This is a genomic window from Gordonia sp. LMA484, assembly GCF_058129505.1.
This window is the reverse complement of record NZ_CM176700.1, coordinates 2,091,232-2,108,624: the sequence shown is the minus strand read 5'-3', so window position 1 is coordinate 2,108,624 and position 17,393 is coordinate 2,091,232. Positions and strand designations below refer to the sequence as shown.

Genomic DNA, 17,393 nt, shown 5'->3' with positions numbered 1-17,393 from the left:
TGCGATGATAGAATCTCGCGTGGTCAGCCTCCTGCTCCTGGGCCCGGTCGATGTGCCGGCGCGGGCAGAAGGGCGCGGCGGACAATTCGGCAGTCCACGACTTCGATGCCTGCTCAGCGCGTTGGCGACACGCGCCAATTCCGTGGCGGATGCCGACTGGTTGGCCGAGATCCTATGGCCGGATTCACCGCCGGCGAATCCCGAATCGGCTCTGCACAATCTGGTGTTCCGGTTGCGCGGCGAGTTGCGCGGGCGAGCTGCCGGGGATCGTCTGCGGGTGATCACGGCAGCGCCGGGTTACGCACTGATGGTCGATCGTGCCGAGGTCGATTCTCTGCTGTTTGCCGATCGGGTCCGGGACGCCGGTTCGTTGACCGACTCGGACCCCGCGGCGGCCGTGGAGAAGGTCGATGCCGCCGAATCTCTTTGGCGTGGCAGGCCATACGGTGAGTTCGCCGATCAGGTCTGGGCGCGTGCCGACGTCGAGGCACTTGACGAGACGCGGGTGCGGGCCACGGAGGTGGCGGCCGAGGCGCTGATCCGATCAGGATGTCCGAGCGATGCGGCGAGCAGGTTGGCCGCGATCGCCGACCAACACCCGTATCGGGAGAGTCTGCACCTGCTGCTCATGCAAGCGCTGTGGCATGCCGATCGTCCCACTGATGCCTTGTCGACCTATCGCGCACTGCGCCAACGTTTGTCGACAGACCTCGGCACGGACCCCTCGCGGAGCGTTCGTGATCTGCACGCGAGGGTACTGGCCGGGGAGGCGGCCCCGGCGGCGCGCGGCCATCGTCCGCGCGCGCCGACGGCCGGCCAAGGGCCCGCGATCATCGGTCGCACTGCTGATCTGGCCACCCTCGATGACCTGCTGCAGTCGGAAACCGTGACCACCGTCGTCGGGCCCGGCGGTGTGGGCAAGACCGCGCTGATCCGACACCACACCCGCAATCATGAAGCGGTGTGGTTCGCGGAGTTGTCCGGTGTGCAGACGGCCGCCGACGTCGTGCACGGTGTGGTCACCGCGACGGCGACCACACCCCGTCGCGACCTCGACCCACTCGACGCGTTGACCGAATCCCTGGCGGCGCGGTCCGGACTCCTGGTGCTCGACAACTGTGAACACGTCCTGGATGCGGCCGCCGACCTCGCGCGCGCCGTGCACGCAGGCTGCCCGGGCGTTGCGGTCGTCGCCACGTCCAGGGTGCCGCTGGGACTCGACATCGAGCAGGTGGTCGACCTCGAACCGCTGGTCGTGCCGCCGGTGGCCGCATCGGACGCCGAGATCGCGGCGTCGCCGGCGGTACGACTGTTCTGTGCTCGCGCGCGGGCTCGCGACCCCCGATTCACGCTGACCGGCGACAACGTGTCAGCCGTCGCCGAGGTCTGTCGACGCCTCGACGGACTGCCACTCGGCATCGAACTCGCCGCCACCAAGGCCAGGGCGATTCCTCCGCAGGCTCTCGTGGACCGGCTGCAATGGCGATTCCGGGTACTACACAGCCCCCGTAGCAGCGACCCCCGCCACCGAAGTCTGTACGCGTTGGTCGACTGGTCCTACGGATTGCTGAGTGATCGCGGCCGCCGACTCTTCGACACCTTGTCGGTGTTCCCCGCCCGCTTCGGGCTCGACGACGCCGAAGACCTCGCTGTGGGGACAGATGTGCTCGAGCGGGCAGATGTCACCGACGCGATCGCCGAACTCGTCGAGACGTCGATGCTGACAGTCGGCCCCGACGGGTATCGCATGCTGGAAACGTTGCGCACGTTCGGGATTGCGCAGCTCGACGAGCAGAAACGTCTCGACGCGGTTCGCGCAGCACACGCCGGACTGGTCGCGGACCGGCTCGAGCCGCTGGGACGGGAACTGTTCGGCCGCGGTCATGTCGATGCGGCGGCGCTGGTGGCGACTCGGTTGGACGACGTACGCCAGGCTGTGGACCACGCGTGCGAACGGGATCCGCGGGTCGGACAACGTCTGCTCGCCGGCGTGATCCCGTATCTCGAACTGACGATGAGTACCGAGGTCACCGGATGGGCTCGACGTCTGCGGTCGGCTGCGGCCGCCGATGGCCCGGACGCGGTCGTGTGGGCGGTCGCGGCGAGCGGCGCCCGCTTCGACGGCGACCTGCCGACCGCCAGGCGGTACGCGCAGACCGGTCTCGATCGCCGTCCCGACCCCGCCGTGGAGATCTACCTGCGCATGATGCTGGTCGAGGTCGGGCTGTTCCAAGGTGATCTGGACCGGACGGCGACTCTTGCCGGGCGATTCCGTGACGCCGCTCTCGCCGCGGGCATGTCGGGCGCGGCGCACATGGCCGACTTGTGCGTGATGCTGATGAACGCCTACCGCGGAGACGCGCTGGTGTCGCACCGGGCTGCGCTACGGGTCGCCGACGAATGCGACGCGACTGGTCAAGCCGTGGTGGGCGCGTGGGCGCGGTACTGCGCCGGGGAAGCCGTCCTCGACACCGAACCCGACCGCGCGCGGGCGCTGCTCGAGGAGGCCATCGCCGGCGCGGCGGGCACCGGCGACCGGTACCTGCGCGGGGTCGCCCAGGTGTCACGCGCATCGATCGAGGCCCGCCACGGTGACGCCGAGCTCGCCGGACGCCTTTTCGTCGACGTCGTGCGACACTGGCGCGACGCCGGCAACTGGACGCATCAGTGGGTGTCGCTGCGGACCGTCGTCGATGTCCTGCTACGTCGCGGCCACATCGAGGACGCCGCCACCCTGCTCGGCGCGATCCGTCACTCCGACGAGATCACCGGTGCCGGAGCCTACGGGTTCGACGAGCAGCGACTCGATGCGGCGTTCGAACAGATACGCGGCGGGCTCGGCGACGATCAGTTCGTCGCCGACCTGATGGCGCGGGGAGGAGCCATGTCCGGGCCTGAGGTCGTCGCCGCGGCGTTGGCCGCGCTCAACGCGGAGTGAGTTCGTAGAACCGGAAGAAGCTGAAGTCCTCGATCGGGAGCACCTCGACGCGGTCGAACCCGGCCTGCTGTGCATAAGACCGCAGCGTGGACGGGCGCATCACCGTCCCGGTGGCCGCCGACGGCGGCGAACTCATGCCGTCGGGAAGGCACACGAACAGCGAGAACCCGTACATGATCTTGTCCAGATCATCTGCCGGCCCCGCGAATTCATCCGACACCGCTTCATCCATGATCACCACGGTTCCACCTGGCGCCAGCGCGGTGCGCGCCGCCGACAGCACCTCGACGGGACGAGGCATGTCATGCAGACATTCGAAGGCGAAGATCACGTCGAACGGACCGCGACGGGTCGCCTCGGCGCCGTCGGCGACCAGGAACTCGACCCGATCGTCGAGACCGGCCTCGGCGGCCGTACGACGAGCCATCTCGACCGATTCGGTATCCACGTCGAGTCCCACGATGGTCGCTTCGGGGTAGGCCCGAGCCAACGCGATCGTCGAATATCCGGCGCCGAAACCGATGTCCGCGATGCGCGCACCCGGCTGCGACAGCCTCTCGTGCACATGGGTGACACCGGCGAGCGCGGGGGCCAGCTGGCTGTCGAACCACGGTCGGTTCAGTGCCGCCTGACACTCGCGAGCGTCGGCGCCCATCTGCGCCCAGCTCACTCCGCCGCCGTGCCGGTAGGCGTCGAGCAGCTCGGGCATGCGGCCGATCGATGCGGCGAACATCCGGGGCAGCTCACCGAGGTAGGCCAGGCTGCTGGTGTCGGTGAGTACCTCGGCGACGCCGGGGGAGATCGAGAACCGGACGGGCCGGCTGTCGAGGTCGGCATCGAGAATCGAGAATGCGGCCTGCATCTCCAGCCACTCCCGCGCGTAGCGGCGGTTGGTTCCGGTTCGGTCGGCGAGTTCGTCGGATGTCAACGGCCCGGATTCGGCCAGACAGGTGTACCAGCCGAGCCGGTCGCCGAGGTAGATGCTCATCGTCTCGGCGGTCGCCAGAGTCGAGGTGAACACCCGCTCGGCGAAGGCGTCGGCGGTCGGTGAACTCGCTGTGGCCGGAGTCGGTGTGGGAGTGGGCGGTGTCGGGGGCGTTGCTGTAGTCATGCCCGCAACGATGCGCTCGTCGCCTCTCAGGTCACTCTCAACCTGCCGGCCCTGCCTCTCAGCAGTTGCGCCCGGCGAGAACGTGCTCGGTCCGCGTATCCGAGTTCCAACGCCGCAGCGCGACGAACGTCGCGAGGTTGGGCATGGGTCGGAGCGCTTCGATGGTGTCGAGTGCGGAGGCGATCTGCGTGGAGGTGAGGCGACGGCCGAGGGTGATGTGCGGAGTCCACGCGCCTGGTGCGGCATGCGGAAATCGACCACCGTCGCCGTCGATGAAATCGTCGGTCAGACGGGTTGCCTGCGCGTGCAGCGACAGGAGTTCGGCGCTCGGCACGACGAGCCGCGCCAACGTGTGGCGCGCGCCGTGACCGAACACCAGGGGAGCGCCGATCTCACAGGTCAGCGGCAGTCGCTGCGCGCACGGCGACAGGGCGTTGTCGGCGCCGGCGCTGATCCGGGCGGCCGGGATCAGCGTGACGTGCGGACGGTTGGTGTCCGACCGGACACGCGCCCCGCTGGGGAGTCCCGCCTCGACCAGCGCCGACCACTCCGCACGAATGCAGGCGTCGGCGGCCTCGTCGGGCAGGAGCTCGATGGAATGCGCCATAGACCCAGTCAACCAAAGCGCTGCGCCCGTTGTCGGGGACATTCCCTGACCTCGACGAGGCTGCCGCGTGGACGGTACGCGCCGAGCGCGGCGGATAAGCAATTAAGGTGCGTCTGCGTATTCGCTGGTCAGAAGGGTTTTCAGTGGTGAAAAAGAGGTGCGGCGGTTGAGTCGATCTCCCCGCCGGGACGTATTTGCCCAGCGCAACGGCACTGGAGTAGGCTGACTCACGCGCGTGTGCACCATGACGCGCGGTTCGCACACGCCCTGTTCGGCGGTAATCCCGCTCAGTGGTCGGTGCCGATCCACACGTGAAGAACTGTACCTACTACACACCTGTCCGGAGCAACTCAACATATGTCGTCCCCCACGATCACCTCGCCGCAAGTAGCCGTCAATGACATCGGCTCGGCCGAGGACTTTCTCGCCGCCATCGACTCCACGATCAAGTACTTCAACGATGGCGACATCGTGGAAGGCACCATCGTCAAGGTCGATCGCGACGAGGTTCTGCTCGACATCGGTTACAAGACCGAAGGCGTGATCCCTTCCCGCGAATTGTCGATCAAGCACGACGTCGACCCCAATGAGGTCGTCAACGTCGGTGACGAGGTCGAGGCCCTGGTTCTCACCAAGGAGGACAAAGAAGGCCGCCTCATCCTGTCCAAGAAGCGAGCTCAATACGAGCGCGCGTGGGGCACCATCGAGGAGCTCAAGGAGAAAGACGAGGCCGTCAAGGGCACCGTCATCGAGGTCGTCAAGGGCGGCCTGATCCTGGACATCGGCCTGCGCGGCTTCCTCCCGGCGTCGCTGGTGGAGATGCGTCGCGTGCGCGATCTGCAGCCGTACATCGGCAAGGAGATCGAGGCCAAGATCATCGAGCTCGACAAGAACCGCAACAACGTGGTCTTGTCGCGTCGCGCCTGGCTGGAGCAGACCCAGTCCGAGGTGCGCAGCGAGTTCCTGCACCAGCTGCAGAAGGGCCAGGTCCGCAAGGGCGTCGTGTCCTCGATCGTCAACTTCGGTGCGTTCGTCGATCTCGGCGGCGTCGACGGTCTGGTGCACGTCTCCGAGCTCTCCTGGAAGCACATCGACCACCCGTCCGAGGTTGTCGCGGTGGGCGACGAGGTCACCGTCGAGGTCCTCGACGTCGACCTGGACCGCGAGCGCGTCTCGCTGTCGCTCAAGGCCACCCAGGAAGACCCGTGGCGTCAGTTCGCCCGCACCCACGCGATCGGTCAGATCGTGCCGGGCAAGGTCACCAAGCTGGTGCCGTTCGGTGCGTTCGTCCGCGTCGACGAGGGCATCGAGGGTCTGGTTCACATCTCCGAGCTGGCCGAGCGTCACGTCGAGGTGCCGGATCAGGTCGTCTCCGTCGGCGACGACGCGATGGTCAAGGTCATCGACATCGACCTGGAGCGTCGCCGCATCTCGCTGAGCCTCAAGCAGGCCAACGAGGACTACACCGAAGAGTTCGACCCGTCGAAGTACGGCATGGCCGACAGCTACGACGAGCAGGGCAACTACATCTTCCCCGAGGGCTTCGATCCCGAGACCAATGAATGGCTCGAGGGCTTCGAGACCCAGCGTGAGGCTTGGGAGGCCCGGTACGCCGAGGCTGAGCGTCGCCACAAGATGCACACCGCCCAGATCGAGAAGTTCGCCGCCGCGGCCGCCGAGGCCGAGAACGCGCCGTCGGACTACTCGTCGGCATCCGAAGGTGGCCGCGCGCCCAGCAGCGCACCGGCATCCACGGGTGGCTCGCTCGCCAGCGACGAGCAGCTCGCCGCTCTGCGTGAGAAGCTGTCGGGTAACGCCTGATAAGTAGTACGTAGCACGAAACCAGAACTCCCCGGCTCGGATTCGAGTCGGGGAGTTCTGGCATTTCTGAGGACCTCGAACACTGTTGTGCGCATGGGCGGGCCGTCTCACCGGTTGGCCAAGTGCGCTGCCACCTTTCGGTGCCGGTGTCGGAAACAGATGGTGCCAAACCATTCGCGGGTTCACTGATTCGCGCGCATTCACGTCTGACACAACCGACAAGGGGCATGTGCCACAATCGGCCACTCGGCGCGCCGGGGACGCGGGTTTGCGAGACTGGTGTACGTGATCAGACTGGGCTTGTCCGGTGGCATCGGCGCCGGGAAATCGACGGTGGCGAAGACCTTCCTCGAACGCGGTGGCTACCTCATCGACGCGGACAAGATCGCTCGGGAGGTGGTGGAGCCCGGTACCGAAGGGCTCGCCTCACTCGTCGAGGCGTTCGGCGACGACATTCTCGCCGACGACGGCAGCCTCGACCGACCCGCACTGGCGGCCAAGGCATTCACCGACGAGGAACAGCGCAAGAAACTCAATTCGATCACTCACCCGCTGGTCGGCAGGCGCACGCAGGAACTACTCGACGCCGCGCCCGAGGATGCCGTCGTCGTGCAGGACATCCCACTGCTCGTCGAGGGGCACATGGCGCCCTTCTTCCATCTCGTGGTGATTGTCAATGCGGACCCTGAGCTGCGGGTGCAGCGCCTGACCACGCTGCGCGGGCTGGACGAAGCCGATGCACGGGCACGTATCGCCGCCCAGGCGTCGGAGGCCGACCGGCGCGCTGTCGCCGATGTCTGGCTCGACAACTCGGGCTCGGAAAGTGATCTGGCCGCCGCGGCCGCCCAGCTCTGGGATGAGCGACTGGTTCCCTTCGAACGCAACGTACGCGCTCGTCGGGCTGCCGAGCTTCGCGTTCACCTCATGGCACTCGACCCTGACCCGTCGACCCTGCCCACCCGCCTGGTCAACAGGTTGTGGGCGATACTCGGCGACAAGGCAACGCAGATCACCACGACGGGGACCGACGTCCTAGCCTCGCGGGCAGAGCTTCCGGGAGCTGAACTCTCGCCATCGGACCTCACCGCGCCCGAGGTGAGCGTGACTCTCTCCCCTTCGTCGACCGATGTCGCCGATCTGCTGGCCGAGGGCGGTTTTCCGCGCGTGGACGGCGAGGTCGATGTCTACGCGTCCGCCGACCCGGGACGGCCCGGGGTGGTGCGAACAGCCGCGTCGTAGTCGAGTTGCGGTTACGGCATTTGGATGAACTCTGGGTACGAGTGTGTGCAGATTTCCGGTTTCGGCGATGTGAGTGATGCGAACTTTTGCTAGCGTGAACGCGCACCCAGGGGTGCGACCTATATCACTGCTCAAGTCGAGGGAGAACAGCCATGGGTGTACGCACGAGGGGCCGCGCCGCGGCTGCTGCCGTAGCGTTCGCGAGTGTTGCGGCCGCGGGAGCGGTGTTGGCCGCGCCGGCGAATGCGGCCGTCAGCGACATCACGATCGACAACTCGGCCCTCTTCGGTTCGCTCGGTGAGCAGCGTTTCGGTGTGGGCTGCGGTTATGGCGTGATCGCCACCGCAACGCCTGACGAGAATGTTGATTTCTATGTGAACGGACAGAAGAGGGGCACATACAAAGCCGACGGCGGAAAGGCCACGTATCCGTGGATTCCGTTGACACCGGGCACATACGAGATCGTGGCAAAGCAGGGGGCCGGGGACCCGGGTAAGTCAACAGGTGAAATCACCGTCGTTCAGGCCATATATACCGGCAGCTCCTGCATCATTCTCTGAGCCACGTATCCGGTGGATGCCGGTGAAAGCGGCTCGGGAGCCACTTCGCGATTGTAAAGTTTGGCGCAGTTCTACTGTGTGAATTTTGAGAGACCGAAAAGGAATTGCGAGCGGTAAAGGTTGCCGGGTCGCGGTTTCTGTGGAATACCTGAATGCGATCGTAATCGTCGGGATGCGATCGAAAGCTCACGAATTGTCAAGGGAGAGGGCCTCATGGCTGCAAGGATGACTCGTCGGATTGTTGGGGGCGCCGCCGTATTCGTCGGTGTGGGAGCTGCAGGCCTGGTCATGGCTGCTCCGGCCGGCGCGGCCGTAACGGGTGTCGCGATCACGACGCCGTCGGGATACGGCTCGGTGGCCGATCGGTATGGCTCGAGTTGCTCGTATACCGTGCAGGCGACGATTAATGACTACACGTCGGGTGCAGACCCGGTCGCGTTCAGCGTGTCCAAGGACGGTGGGGCATACACGGCGATCGATGGTTCCCCAGTGGCCGCCGATGCCAACAAGGTCACCATTACGTGGACCCCGCCCGCGCCGGGTACCTACAAGATCAAGGCGCAGCAGGGCAGCAGTGACGCACAGTCCACAGGCAATCTCCAGGTCGGCTCGGGTATCCAGATCCCCGCGATCTCACTCGGACCGATCAACTTCGATCTGCCCTTCACCGATACGTGCATCGTCTACGCGCCGTGACATCGTGAGCTGAGCTCCCGAGCACAACAGAGATGGGGCGTTGCGGACGAAATCCGCAACGCCCCATCTCTGTTGTCGCTGTGCGCTGGCGGGCGCCATGGCAGGGCGCGTCGCTCATCCATCCAGCCAGAACACCCGACCACCTGCCGCATGATCCAGCCACGCCTGCACGTCATGCCCGTGCTCGGCCGCGCCCACCAGCGCCTTCGTTGCGATCTGGACTGCGGCTGTGCAGTCGGCGGTCCCGAGCAGTCCTTCTGTGTGCGCCTCGAACAGCTCATCCACGTCGACCAGTTCCAGGGGCCGCCCCGGAACGTCTACCAGGTCCAGGTACCAGTCCTCGGCATGCCAACGACCCTGGGCGTCGGGTCCGCTGAACCTGCCGACGTCCAGATACAACCGCTGCCCGTCGCGATGCCCGGGTGTGAAGTGGAAGATGTTCGCTCGCAGTCCGAGGGCCGGTAGCAGCCAGGACTCGAGGTGGGAGAACCGCGGATGATCTGCGGTCCGGGACATGTACAGGCCGTGGTCGGTGACCTCGTAGCGCTCGACCGGCCGGACGAACCCCTTGTTGTCGGTGTTCGTCATGGCCGGGACGTCGAAGACCTCGCGTTTGGGCGGATGAGGGCGCTCTCCCATAGGCGCACCCTAGTTGCTGAGGCCCAGACAGGCCCGGTACACGGCGACGGAACATTCGTGTCATAGGGCGCGTTTACCCTGGCACTATGGCTTTTGCAGCAGAACGCCCGGTCATCGCGCATTCTGAGTTCCGTCCGGTCGGCGAGATCGAACGCACCGGCGGTCACTTCGAGGTGGTCAGCGAGTACGAACCGGCTGGTGACCAACCTGCCGCCATCGATGATCTGGAGAATCGGATCAAGGCGGGGGAGAAGGACATCGTCCTCCTCGGTGCCACCGGCACCGGCAAGTCGGCCACCACCGCGTGGTTGATCGAGCGAGTACAGCGACCCACGCTGGTGATGGCACCGAACAAGACCCTGGCGGCCCAGCTGGCGAACGAACTGCGCGAGATGCTGCCGAACAACGCCGTCGAGTACTTCGTCTCGTATTACGACTACTACCAACCCGAGGCGTACATCGCACAGACCGACACCTACATCGAGAAGGACTCGTCGATCAACGACGACGTCGAACGTCTGCGACATTCGGCGACGTCGAATCTGCTCTCACGACGCGACGTCGTGGTGGTCGCGTCGGTGTCGTGCATCTACGGCCTCGGTACACCACAGTCCTACCTCGACCGGTCGGTCGAGATCGCCGTCGGCGAGGAGATCGACCGTGACGCGCTCCTGCGGCTGCTCGTCGATGTCCAATACACGCGTAACGACACGGCCTTCACCCGCGGTGGATTCCGTGTGCGCGGCGACACCGTCGAGATCATCCCGTCGTATGAGGAACTCGCCGTGCGGATCGAGTTCTTCGGTGACGAGGTGGAGGCGTTGTACTATCTGCATCCGCTGACGGGCGACGTTGTGCGGCAGGTGGATTCACTGCGCATCTTCCCGGCGACGCACTACGTCGCGGGACCGGAGCGCATGGAGCGGGCGATGAAGAGCATCGAGGAGGAGCTCGAGCAGCGCCTGGCCGATCTCGAGGGGAAGGGGAAGCTCCTCGAAGCGCAGCGTCTGCGGATGCGCACCAGCTACGACCTGGAGATGATGCGGCAGGTCGGGTTCTGCTCGGGCATCGAGAACTACTCTCGCCACATCGACGGCCGGGCCGCCGGCAGCGCCCCGGCCACCCTGATCGACTACTTCCCCGAGGACTTCCTGCTCGTCATCGACGAATCTCATGTGACGGTGCCGCAGATCGGCGGTATGTACGAGGGCGACATGTCGCGCAAGCGCAATCTCGTCGATTACGGCTTCCGGCTGCCGTCCGCGGTGGACAACCGACCACTCACGTGGGACGAGTTCGTGGACCGCATCGGTCAGACGGTCTATCTGTCGGCGACCCCCGGACCCTATGAGCTCGGCCAGGCCAACGGGGAGTTCGTGGAACAGGTGATCCGGCCGACCGGTCTCGTGGATCCCGAGGTCATCGTTAAACCCACCAAGGGCCAGATCGACGACCTGGTGCACGAGATCCGGGAACGCACCGAGCGGGACGAACGCGTCCTGGTCACCACACTCACCAAGAAGATGTCCGAGGACCTCACCGACTATCTGTTGGAACTCGGCATCCGAGTCCGGTACCTGCATTCCGAGGTCGACACGCTCAGACGAGTCGAGCTGTTACGCCAGCTCCGATCCGGCGAATACGACGTACTCGTGGGCATCAACCTGCTGCGTGAGGGCCTCGACCTCCCCGAGGTGTCGCTGGTGGCGATTCTCGACGCCGACAAGGAAGGTTTCCTGCGGTCGACCACGTCGTTGATCCAGACGATCGGTCGGGCGGCCCGCAACGTGTCCGGTCAGGTGCACATGTACGCCGACACGATCACCGATTCGATGCGTAACGCCATCGACGAGACCGAACGTCGACGAGCCAAGCAGGTCGCCTACAACACAGAGATGGGCATCGATCCGAAACCGTTGCGCAAGAAGATCGCCGACATCCTCGACCAGGTGTATCGGGAAGCCGAGGACGACGCCGTCGCCGTCGGCGGCTCGGGCCGCAACGCGAGCCGTGGACGCCGGGCCCAGGGCGAGGTCTCGAAGGCGAAAGGCGCCACCAGCGCCGGTGTCATCGAGAAGCGGGACACGTCGTCGATGCCGCGTGCGGAACTTGCCGACCTTGTCTCGTCGCTGACCGATCAGATGATGAGCGCTGCGCGAGATCTGCAGTTCGAGCTCGCCGGCCGACTCCGCGACGAAATCGCCGACCTGAAGAAAGAGTTGCGCGGGATGGACGCCGCAGGCATCAAGTAAATGTGCCGATCCCCACGAACAGCGGACAAATCGCACGGCGCAAACTAATCTGCCGGATCAGGGGTTCTACAGTGTGTGGGGATGACATCTGCCTCGCGACGGCGAGGCGGACTGACACGTGGAGGATTGGATGAGCGCATATCAGACGGTCGTCGTCGGCACCGATGGCTCCGAGTCATCGTTGAAGGCGGTCGAGCGTGCGGGGGCACTTGCTGGTGAGAATGCGTCACTGGTGATCGCGTGCGCCTATTTTCCGAACGATCGCGGTGCCGGTGGGGCCGCCGACGTCCTGAAGGACGAGGCCTATCAGGTGATGGGATCGTCGCCGACCGAAGAGATCCTGAGGACAGCGAAAGAACGCGCATCTCGGGCGGGTGCCGGCAATATCGATGCCCGCGCGGTGAAGGGCGCACCTGTGGACGCCCTACTGCAGCTCGTCACCGACGTCAGCGCCGACCTGTTGGTCGTCGGTAACAAGGGACTCAACTCGATCGCCGGACGGCTTCTGGGCTCCGTACCGGCCGACGTTGCACGCAAATCGGCGTGCGACGTCCTGATCGTGCACACCACCTAGTCGCGTAACGCGCACGACCAGCGACGAAGCCCCCGGTGCCTCACCAGGCGTCGGGGGTTTCCTGCGTCATGTCCTCGAGTTCCGGTGGGAGTTCATCGGAGTGGATCACGGTCAACCGCTGGGTCGCGCGGGTCAGGGCGACATACAGATCCGAGTAACCCAGTGGTGAGTCGCCGATGATCGCTGCGGGTTCCACCACCACCGTGTTGTCGAATTCCAGGCCCTTACAGCCGCCGACGGTGAGGACCCGCGGGTGGCCGTCGAAATCGCGCGCCGCGGAGGCCGTCTCGTCGTAGAGCCCGTCCGGAACGATGACCGCACTCAATCCGGTCAGTCCCGCTCGGGTGGCCGCCTCGAGTGCGACCTTCGCCAGCGCGGCCGCATCGGTGGGTACGGCGACCGGTTCGATTCCGTTGCTTCGCAATGACGTCGGTGGCGACTGCGTCGGACTGATCTGCTCGAGCACCCGCGCCGCGTAGGTCATGATCTCGGCCGGTGTCCGGTAGTTGACGGTGAGTTCACGCAGTTGCCAGCGATCGGCGACATACGTGCTGAGCACGTCGCCCCATGATCGCGTACCGGCGAGATCCCCGGTCTGAGCCGTGTCACCGATGATCGTCATCCACCGATTGGGAATGCGGCGCATCACCATCCGCCACGCCATACCCGAGAGTTCCTGCGCCTCATCGACTATCACATGTCCAAAGGCCCAATTACGATCGCCGTGTGCGCGTTCCGCCGTGGTCAGTCGCTGGGTCTCGGTCTGGCGCGCGGCGAGTTGTTCGGCGTCGATCAGGTCGTAGGCCATCAGGATCTCCGGATCGAGCTCGTCCTCGAGGTCCTGCGGTGCGGAACCGGTCAGAATGTCCAGCGCATCCTGTGCATCTGCCAGCTGTCGACGCCAGCGTTCCCGTTCGGCTCGCTCGGCGTCGTCCGAGCCGAAGCCGATCAGCTCCGCGAGCTCGTCGAGCAACGGCACATCTGCCGGGGTGAAGTCGCTGCCGTCGTCGTGACGGTCGCCCGGGTCCCGTTGCAGTGCGGCGCGATCGTCATCCGACCAGCCGGGGCTGGCCTTGCGCACTGCCGACGGGTCGGCATACAGGTTGCGCAGCATGCTCTGCGGGTTCAGGGTCGGCCAATATTCGAGAAGCGCTCGGCGGATGTCGGGGTCGTGACTCATCTCGTCGCGGATGTCGGCGATGTCCGCGCCCGAGAGCAACTGGGAGCCGTCGAGCAGACTTGCACCGATCGATCGCGCATGGGCGTGCGCGAGGCCGTCCAACGCGGCGCGGAGGAAAGCCGGTTGCGCGAGATTGTGTGCTCGACGCGAACTCCGCGCCTTGGCACGGGCCGCCTTGATCAAATCGGAATCGATCATCACCTGATAGGTGTCGAAATCCACCGGCACCGGTTTCGACGGCAGCGACTGCCGCGCCCGGACGGCCCGCTTGAGGAGATCCACCATTCGTAGGTCGCCCTTGACCGCCGCTGCGTGACGGCGTTCCACTGCGGTCGCGTGCACGCCGGGGAACAGATCGCCCACGGTGGAGAGCAGGACACCGGATTCGCCGAGCGACGGAAGGACCTGTCCGATGTAGTTCAGGAAGTCGTCGTTGGGTCCGATGATGAGAATTCCGCTGCGCGACAGAATATCCCGGTGCGTATAGAGCAGGTAGGCGGCTCGGTGCAGGGCGACCGCGGTCTTGCCGGTGCCGGGTCCGCCCTGGATCACCGTCACCCCCCGATGCGTCGAACGGATGATCAGATCCTGTTCGCGCTGGATCGTCTCGACGATGTCGGTCATCTCACCGGTGCGCGCCGCGTTCATCGCCGCGACGAGCGCGGTCTCGTTGACGACGTCGCCGTGCCCGACATCGTCGGGCGAAGCGTCACCGAGGATCAGCGACTCGTCGTTGACCGCTCGCACTCGCCGGCTCCGCGTCCGGATGTGCCGACGTCGATCGACGTCCTCGGGCGCCGCAGGTGTGGCGAGATAAAACGGGCGAGACAAAGGAGCGCGCCAGTCGAGCAGGAGTGTCGTATCGGCGGCATCGTCGTCGAGCACACCGATCCGGCCGATCCGCCGCACCTCGCCATCGGCCAGATCGAGGCGACCGAAATACAAATTGTGCTCGGCGGCATCGTATTTCGCCAGATCGTCCGTGTACATCCGCTCGTAGGACTCGCGCTCCGAGCGGGCTTGGGGAGTCCCACCGGACTCGCGGAGGGTGGTCGACAACCGCCGCTGGGTGTTGGCGCGCATCCGGTCGAGTCGGCCGTAGACGAGATCGAGATGGGCCTGCTCTTCGGCGATCCGAGCGGTCTCGGCCATCGTCGGACTATCGGTGGAACCGGTATCGGTGGAGCTCACTGTCGTGCCGACCCTTTCGCGATCGCCATCGCCCCGAATCCGGAATGTCGAGCCAATCCCGCGGCTTTCATGGCGGCCGAGACACGTGCGCCGGTCGTCGGCGCTGCCAGGCGCCCGCACACGGCGTCGATCGGACCGATCAACGCCTGATCGGCGAGATGTGTGTCGAGCCAGTCGACCACGGCTTGTTGCCGACCTAACCCGACCGGGTTGCCGGTATGGGGGTCAGCGAGCACGCCATGCCGTGAGACATACAGCGAGAACCACTGTGGCACAGCGTCAGCTGCGGCCACAGGGTGGTCGGCGATGGAGAGCATCATACGAATGTAATTCGGTTCGGTGTGGTCGAGGGCAGCGGTCTCGGCGTCAGTGAGCCACGATCCGACGGTGGACAGTGTGGACCCGGGACAGTGGTAAGGCGCGGCGGGTACATAACCGCGGGCCGATACGTGCGCGGAGTGGCCGACGGCGAGATGGGACACCGTGACACGCATGATCGGTGGCGACGGTGCAGAGCCTGTCACGCCGGCGAGCTTCCTGCGTAGCACCTCGCGCGAGGCATTGGAGCCGACCGCCACCACCAGGTGTCGGCCGGCGACCGAAGCCGCATCGATCGCAGGATCGCAGGCGGCCTCGGTCGTCGTCCACGGGTAGTCGTGGGCGGGCAGAAGGGGTGTCGGGTCTATGAGCGGGCCTTCCTCCAGCGTCGGCGGCCCTCCTCGGCGCCTTCGTACGCCTTGTCCCGTGCGGTGGCGGCCCGGGCCGAGACCTCATCGGCGATCTCGGGTGCACGCTTCTTGACCAGTTCGGCGGTGTCGGCCGAACGTTCCCGGATGGCCTCGGCCAACTCGGGCGCGCGTTCGATGATGTGATCCGCGGCCTTGTCGGCGCGCTTCTGCGCCTTCTTGGCGGCCTTGACCGCTTTGTCCGAGCGCTTCTGAGCGGCCTTGGCCGCGGTGTCCGATCGCTTCTGTGTCGCCTTGACGGCTTTGTCGGAACGCTTCTGTGCCGCCTCGGCGAACTCGGCGGTCCGCTTCTGGGCCACCTCCGCCAATCCGGCGGTGCGTTTGGATGCCGCGTCGGCCAACTCGGGCGCGCGGTGCTTGATGAGCTCGGCTGCCTCGCTGGAATACTCCCGGGCCGCTTCGGCGAGCTCCGGCGCGCGGTGGCGGACGACCTCGGCGGCCTCCGCGGAACGCTCGCCGAGGACGTGGGCGCCCTCGGCGGACCGCTCCCGGATCGTGTCCCACGTGGATTCGGACGCGGCGACGCCGACGGGCAGTGCCGCGGCGATGGCATGGCTTGTCGCCGAGGCCTTCTGACGGCCACGCCACGCGAGTGAGGGTTTGCCCTCGGTGTCGACCGCGGCGATCAGGAGTCCACCGAGAAGGCTGACGTTCTTGTAGAACTGCGTGCGCTGCCGAGCGCGCATCACCGGGTCGGTCTCGTTCCAGAAGGCGTGGCCGGCGACGGTGGTGGGCACGGTCGAACCGGCCAGTGCGAGCGCCGCGAACCGCGGGAACTTGCCCGTGGCCAACAGGACTCCGCCGCCCACCTGCACGGCGCCGTTGATGCGGACCAGGGTCTCGGGGTCGGTCGGCACCTTGTCGGTGATGCTGTCGGGCAGGGTCTCGACTGACTTGTCGACGAATCCCTGTGCCATATCGGCGCGGGTCTTGGGGCTGCGCAAGGCGTCGATGCCGGCGGCAACGAACACAGTGGCGAGCATGGGTCGGGCAATTCGGCGGATCAACACTGACGGCCTCCTCGTGACATGGCTCGGGTGATCACCCCCACGACTTGAGTGGTGAACCTTATCGAGGTTACCGGTCCGTGCGAGCGGGCGCAGGAACCCTGTTCGGTGGTCCGGCGGAGCGGGTCACCAGCCGCGATCACGCCATTCGGGCAGCGACGGGCGCTCGGTCCCGAGAGTGGTGTCCTTGCCGTGTCCGGGGTAGACGACCGTCGAGTCGGGGTAGCGGTCGAAGACCTTGGACGTGACGTCGGAGAGCAGCGTGTCGAAGTCTCCTGGCTCCCAGGTCTTGCCGACTCCGCCGGGAAAGAGGCAGTCGCCGGTGAACAGGTGGGTGACGTCTCCGTCCGTGAGCGCCAGCGCGATCGAACCCGGCGTATGACCGACCAGATGGATGGCCTCGAAGGTGAGGTCGCCCACCTCGATGGTGTCGCCGTCGTCGATCAGGCGGTCGGGTACCACCGGGAGTTTGTCGGCATCGGCACGGCCGGCCGTGGTCGGGGTCCCGAGTTCTCCCGCCACCTGCTCGAGTGCCTGCCAATGGTCGAAGTGCCCATGAGTGGTGAGGATCAGTCGGGGTGTTCCGGGCAGCTCACGAACGACGTCCAGGATCCGCTCGGCGTCGTTCGCCGCGTCGATGATCAGCTGGTCACCGGTGTTCTGTGAGGTGACCACATAGACATTGTTGTCCATCGGACCCACGGACAGTTTGACGATCGTCGCCGACTCGAGGGTGCGTCGCTGCGGCCGGGGTGACCCCGAGAGGTCGCCGGTGTAGGTGTCGATGATGGAAACGTCCTGGGGGCTCATGTTGGCCAGGCTATGACATACC

At 65.9% G+C, this 17,393-nt stretch carries 14 protein-coding genes; 7 read left to right on the top strand and 7 right to left on the bottom strand.

Features of this window, described 5'->3' with window-relative positions; all coding sequences use genetic code 11:
* Positions 1-19 precede the first annotated feature (19 nt).
* A complete protein-coding gene (locus AC4AMJ_RS09125) occupies positions 20-2,938 on the top strand; it encodes an ATP-binding protein (protein ID WP_489917854.1) in 2,919 nt (972 codons plus the stop codon).
* Here the strand turns inward: AC4AMJ_RS09125 and AC4AMJ_RS09120 are convergent.
* Both AC4AMJ_RS09120 and AC4AMJ_RS09115 read right to left on the bottom strand, forming a co-directional pair.
* Positions 2,925-4,049 carry a class I SAM-dependent methyltransferase gene (locus AC4AMJ_RS09120; protein WP_489917853.1) on the bottom strand — a complete coding sequence of 375 codons (1,125 nt, stop codon included), beginning with the start codon at positions 4,047-4,049 and terminating at the stop codon, positions 2,925-2,927. The two genes, AC4AMJ_RS09125 and AC4AMJ_RS09120, sit on opposite strands and share 14 nt — an antisense overlap.
* A gap of 58 nt (positions 4,050-4,107) precedes the next feature.
* Positions 4,108-4,656, bottom strand: coding sequence for a 2'-5' RNA ligase family protein (locus AC4AMJ_RS09115; RefSeq protein WP_489917852.1), 549 nt, complete (start codon positions 4,654-4,656; stop codon positions 4,108-4,110).
* Positions 4,657-5,013: 357 nt separating this feature from the next.
* On the opposite strand from AC4AMJ_RS09115, the gene rpsA reads away from it, so the two are divergent.
* The 4 genes from rpsA to AC4AMJ_RS09095 all read left to right on the top strand — a co-directional run bounded on the left by rpsA (position 5,014) and on the right by AC4AMJ_RS09095 (position 8,972).
* Positions 5,014-6,477, top strand: a complete 1,464-nt coding sequence (rpsA, locus tag AC4AMJ_RS09110; protein ID WP_489896020.1) for a 30S ribosomal protein S1 — start codon at positions 5,014-5,016, stop codon at positions 6,475-6,477.
* A 285-nt stretch (positions 6,478-6,762) separates the two neighbouring features.
* Entirely contained in the window at positions 6,763-7,716 is a 954-nt protein-coding gene (gene coaE / locus AC4AMJ_RS09105; protein ID WP_489917851.1) for a dephospho-CoA kinase, read from the top strand.
* 152 nt (positions 7,717-7,868) lie between these two features.
* Entirely contained in the window at positions 7,869-8,276 is a 408-nt protein-coding gene (locus tag AC4AMJ_RS09100; protein WP_489917850.1) for a hypothetical protein, read from the top strand.
* A 213-nt stretch (positions 8,277-8,489) separates the two neighbouring features.
* Positions 8,490-8,972 carry a hypothetical protein gene (locus AC4AMJ_RS09095; RefSeq protein ID WP_489917849.1) on the top strand — a complete coding sequence of 161 codons (483 nt, stop codon included), beginning with the start codon at positions 8,490-8,492 and terminating at the stop codon, positions 8,970-8,972.
* 114 nt (positions 8,973-9,086) lie between these two features.
* Here the strand turns inward: AC4AMJ_RS09095 and AC4AMJ_RS09090 are convergent, their stop codons facing one another.
* Complete coding sequence (locus AC4AMJ_RS09090) at positions 9,087-9,611, bottom strand: ribonuclease FAU-1 family protein (RefSeq protein WP_489917848.1); 525 nt, start codon at positions 9,609-9,611, stop codon at positions 9,087-9,089.
* Between the two features lie 86 nt (positions 9,612-9,697).
* On the opposite strand from AC4AMJ_RS09090, the gene uvrB reads away from it, so the two are divergent.
* Both uvrB and AC4AMJ_RS09080 read left to right on the top strand, forming a co-directional pair.
* Positions 9,698-11,863: an excinuclease ABC subunit UvrB gene (gene uvrB / locus AC4AMJ_RS09085; RefSeq protein WP_489896015.1), complete on the top strand. Its 2,166-nt coding sequence runs from the start codon at positions 9,698-9,700 to the stop codon at positions 11,861-11,863.
* A gap of 130 nt (positions 11,864-11,993) precedes the next feature.
* A complete protein-coding gene (locus AC4AMJ_RS09080; protein WP_489896014.1) occupies positions 11,994-12,437 on the top strand; it encodes a universal stress protein in 444 nt (147 codons plus the stop codon).
* Positions 12,438-12,477: 40 nt separating this feature from the next.
* On the opposite strand, the gene AC4AMJ_RS09075 is transcribed toward AC4AMJ_RS09080, so the two are convergent.
* From AC4AMJ_RS09075 to AC4AMJ_RS09060, 4 genes are all read right to left on the bottom strand, one after another.
* A complete protein-coding gene (locus tag AC4AMJ_RS09075; RefSeq protein ID WP_489917847.1) occupies positions 12,478-14,769 on the bottom strand; it encodes a HelD family protein in 2,292 nt (763 codons plus the stop codon).
* Between the two features lie 35 nt (positions 14,770-14,804).
* Positions 14,805-15,332, bottom strand: coding sequence for a hypothetical protein (locus tag AC4AMJ_RS09070; protein ID WP_489896012.1), 528 nt, complete (start codon positions 15,330-15,332; stop codon positions 14,805-14,807).
* Between the two features lie 158 nt (positions 15,333-15,490).
* A complete protein-coding gene (locus AC4AMJ_RS09065; RefSeq protein ID WP_489896011.1) occupies positions 15,491-16,564 on the bottom strand; it encodes a DoxX family protein in 1,074 nt (357 codons plus the stop codon).
* 123 nt (positions 16,565-16,687) lie between these two features.
* Positions 16,688-17,371: an MBL fold metallo-hydrolase gene (locus AC4AMJ_RS09060; RefSeq protein ID WP_489896010.1), complete on the bottom strand. Its 684-nt coding sequence runs from the start codon at positions 17,369-17,371 to the stop codon at positions 16,688-16,690.
* Positions 17,372-17,393 lie beyond the last annotated feature (22 nt).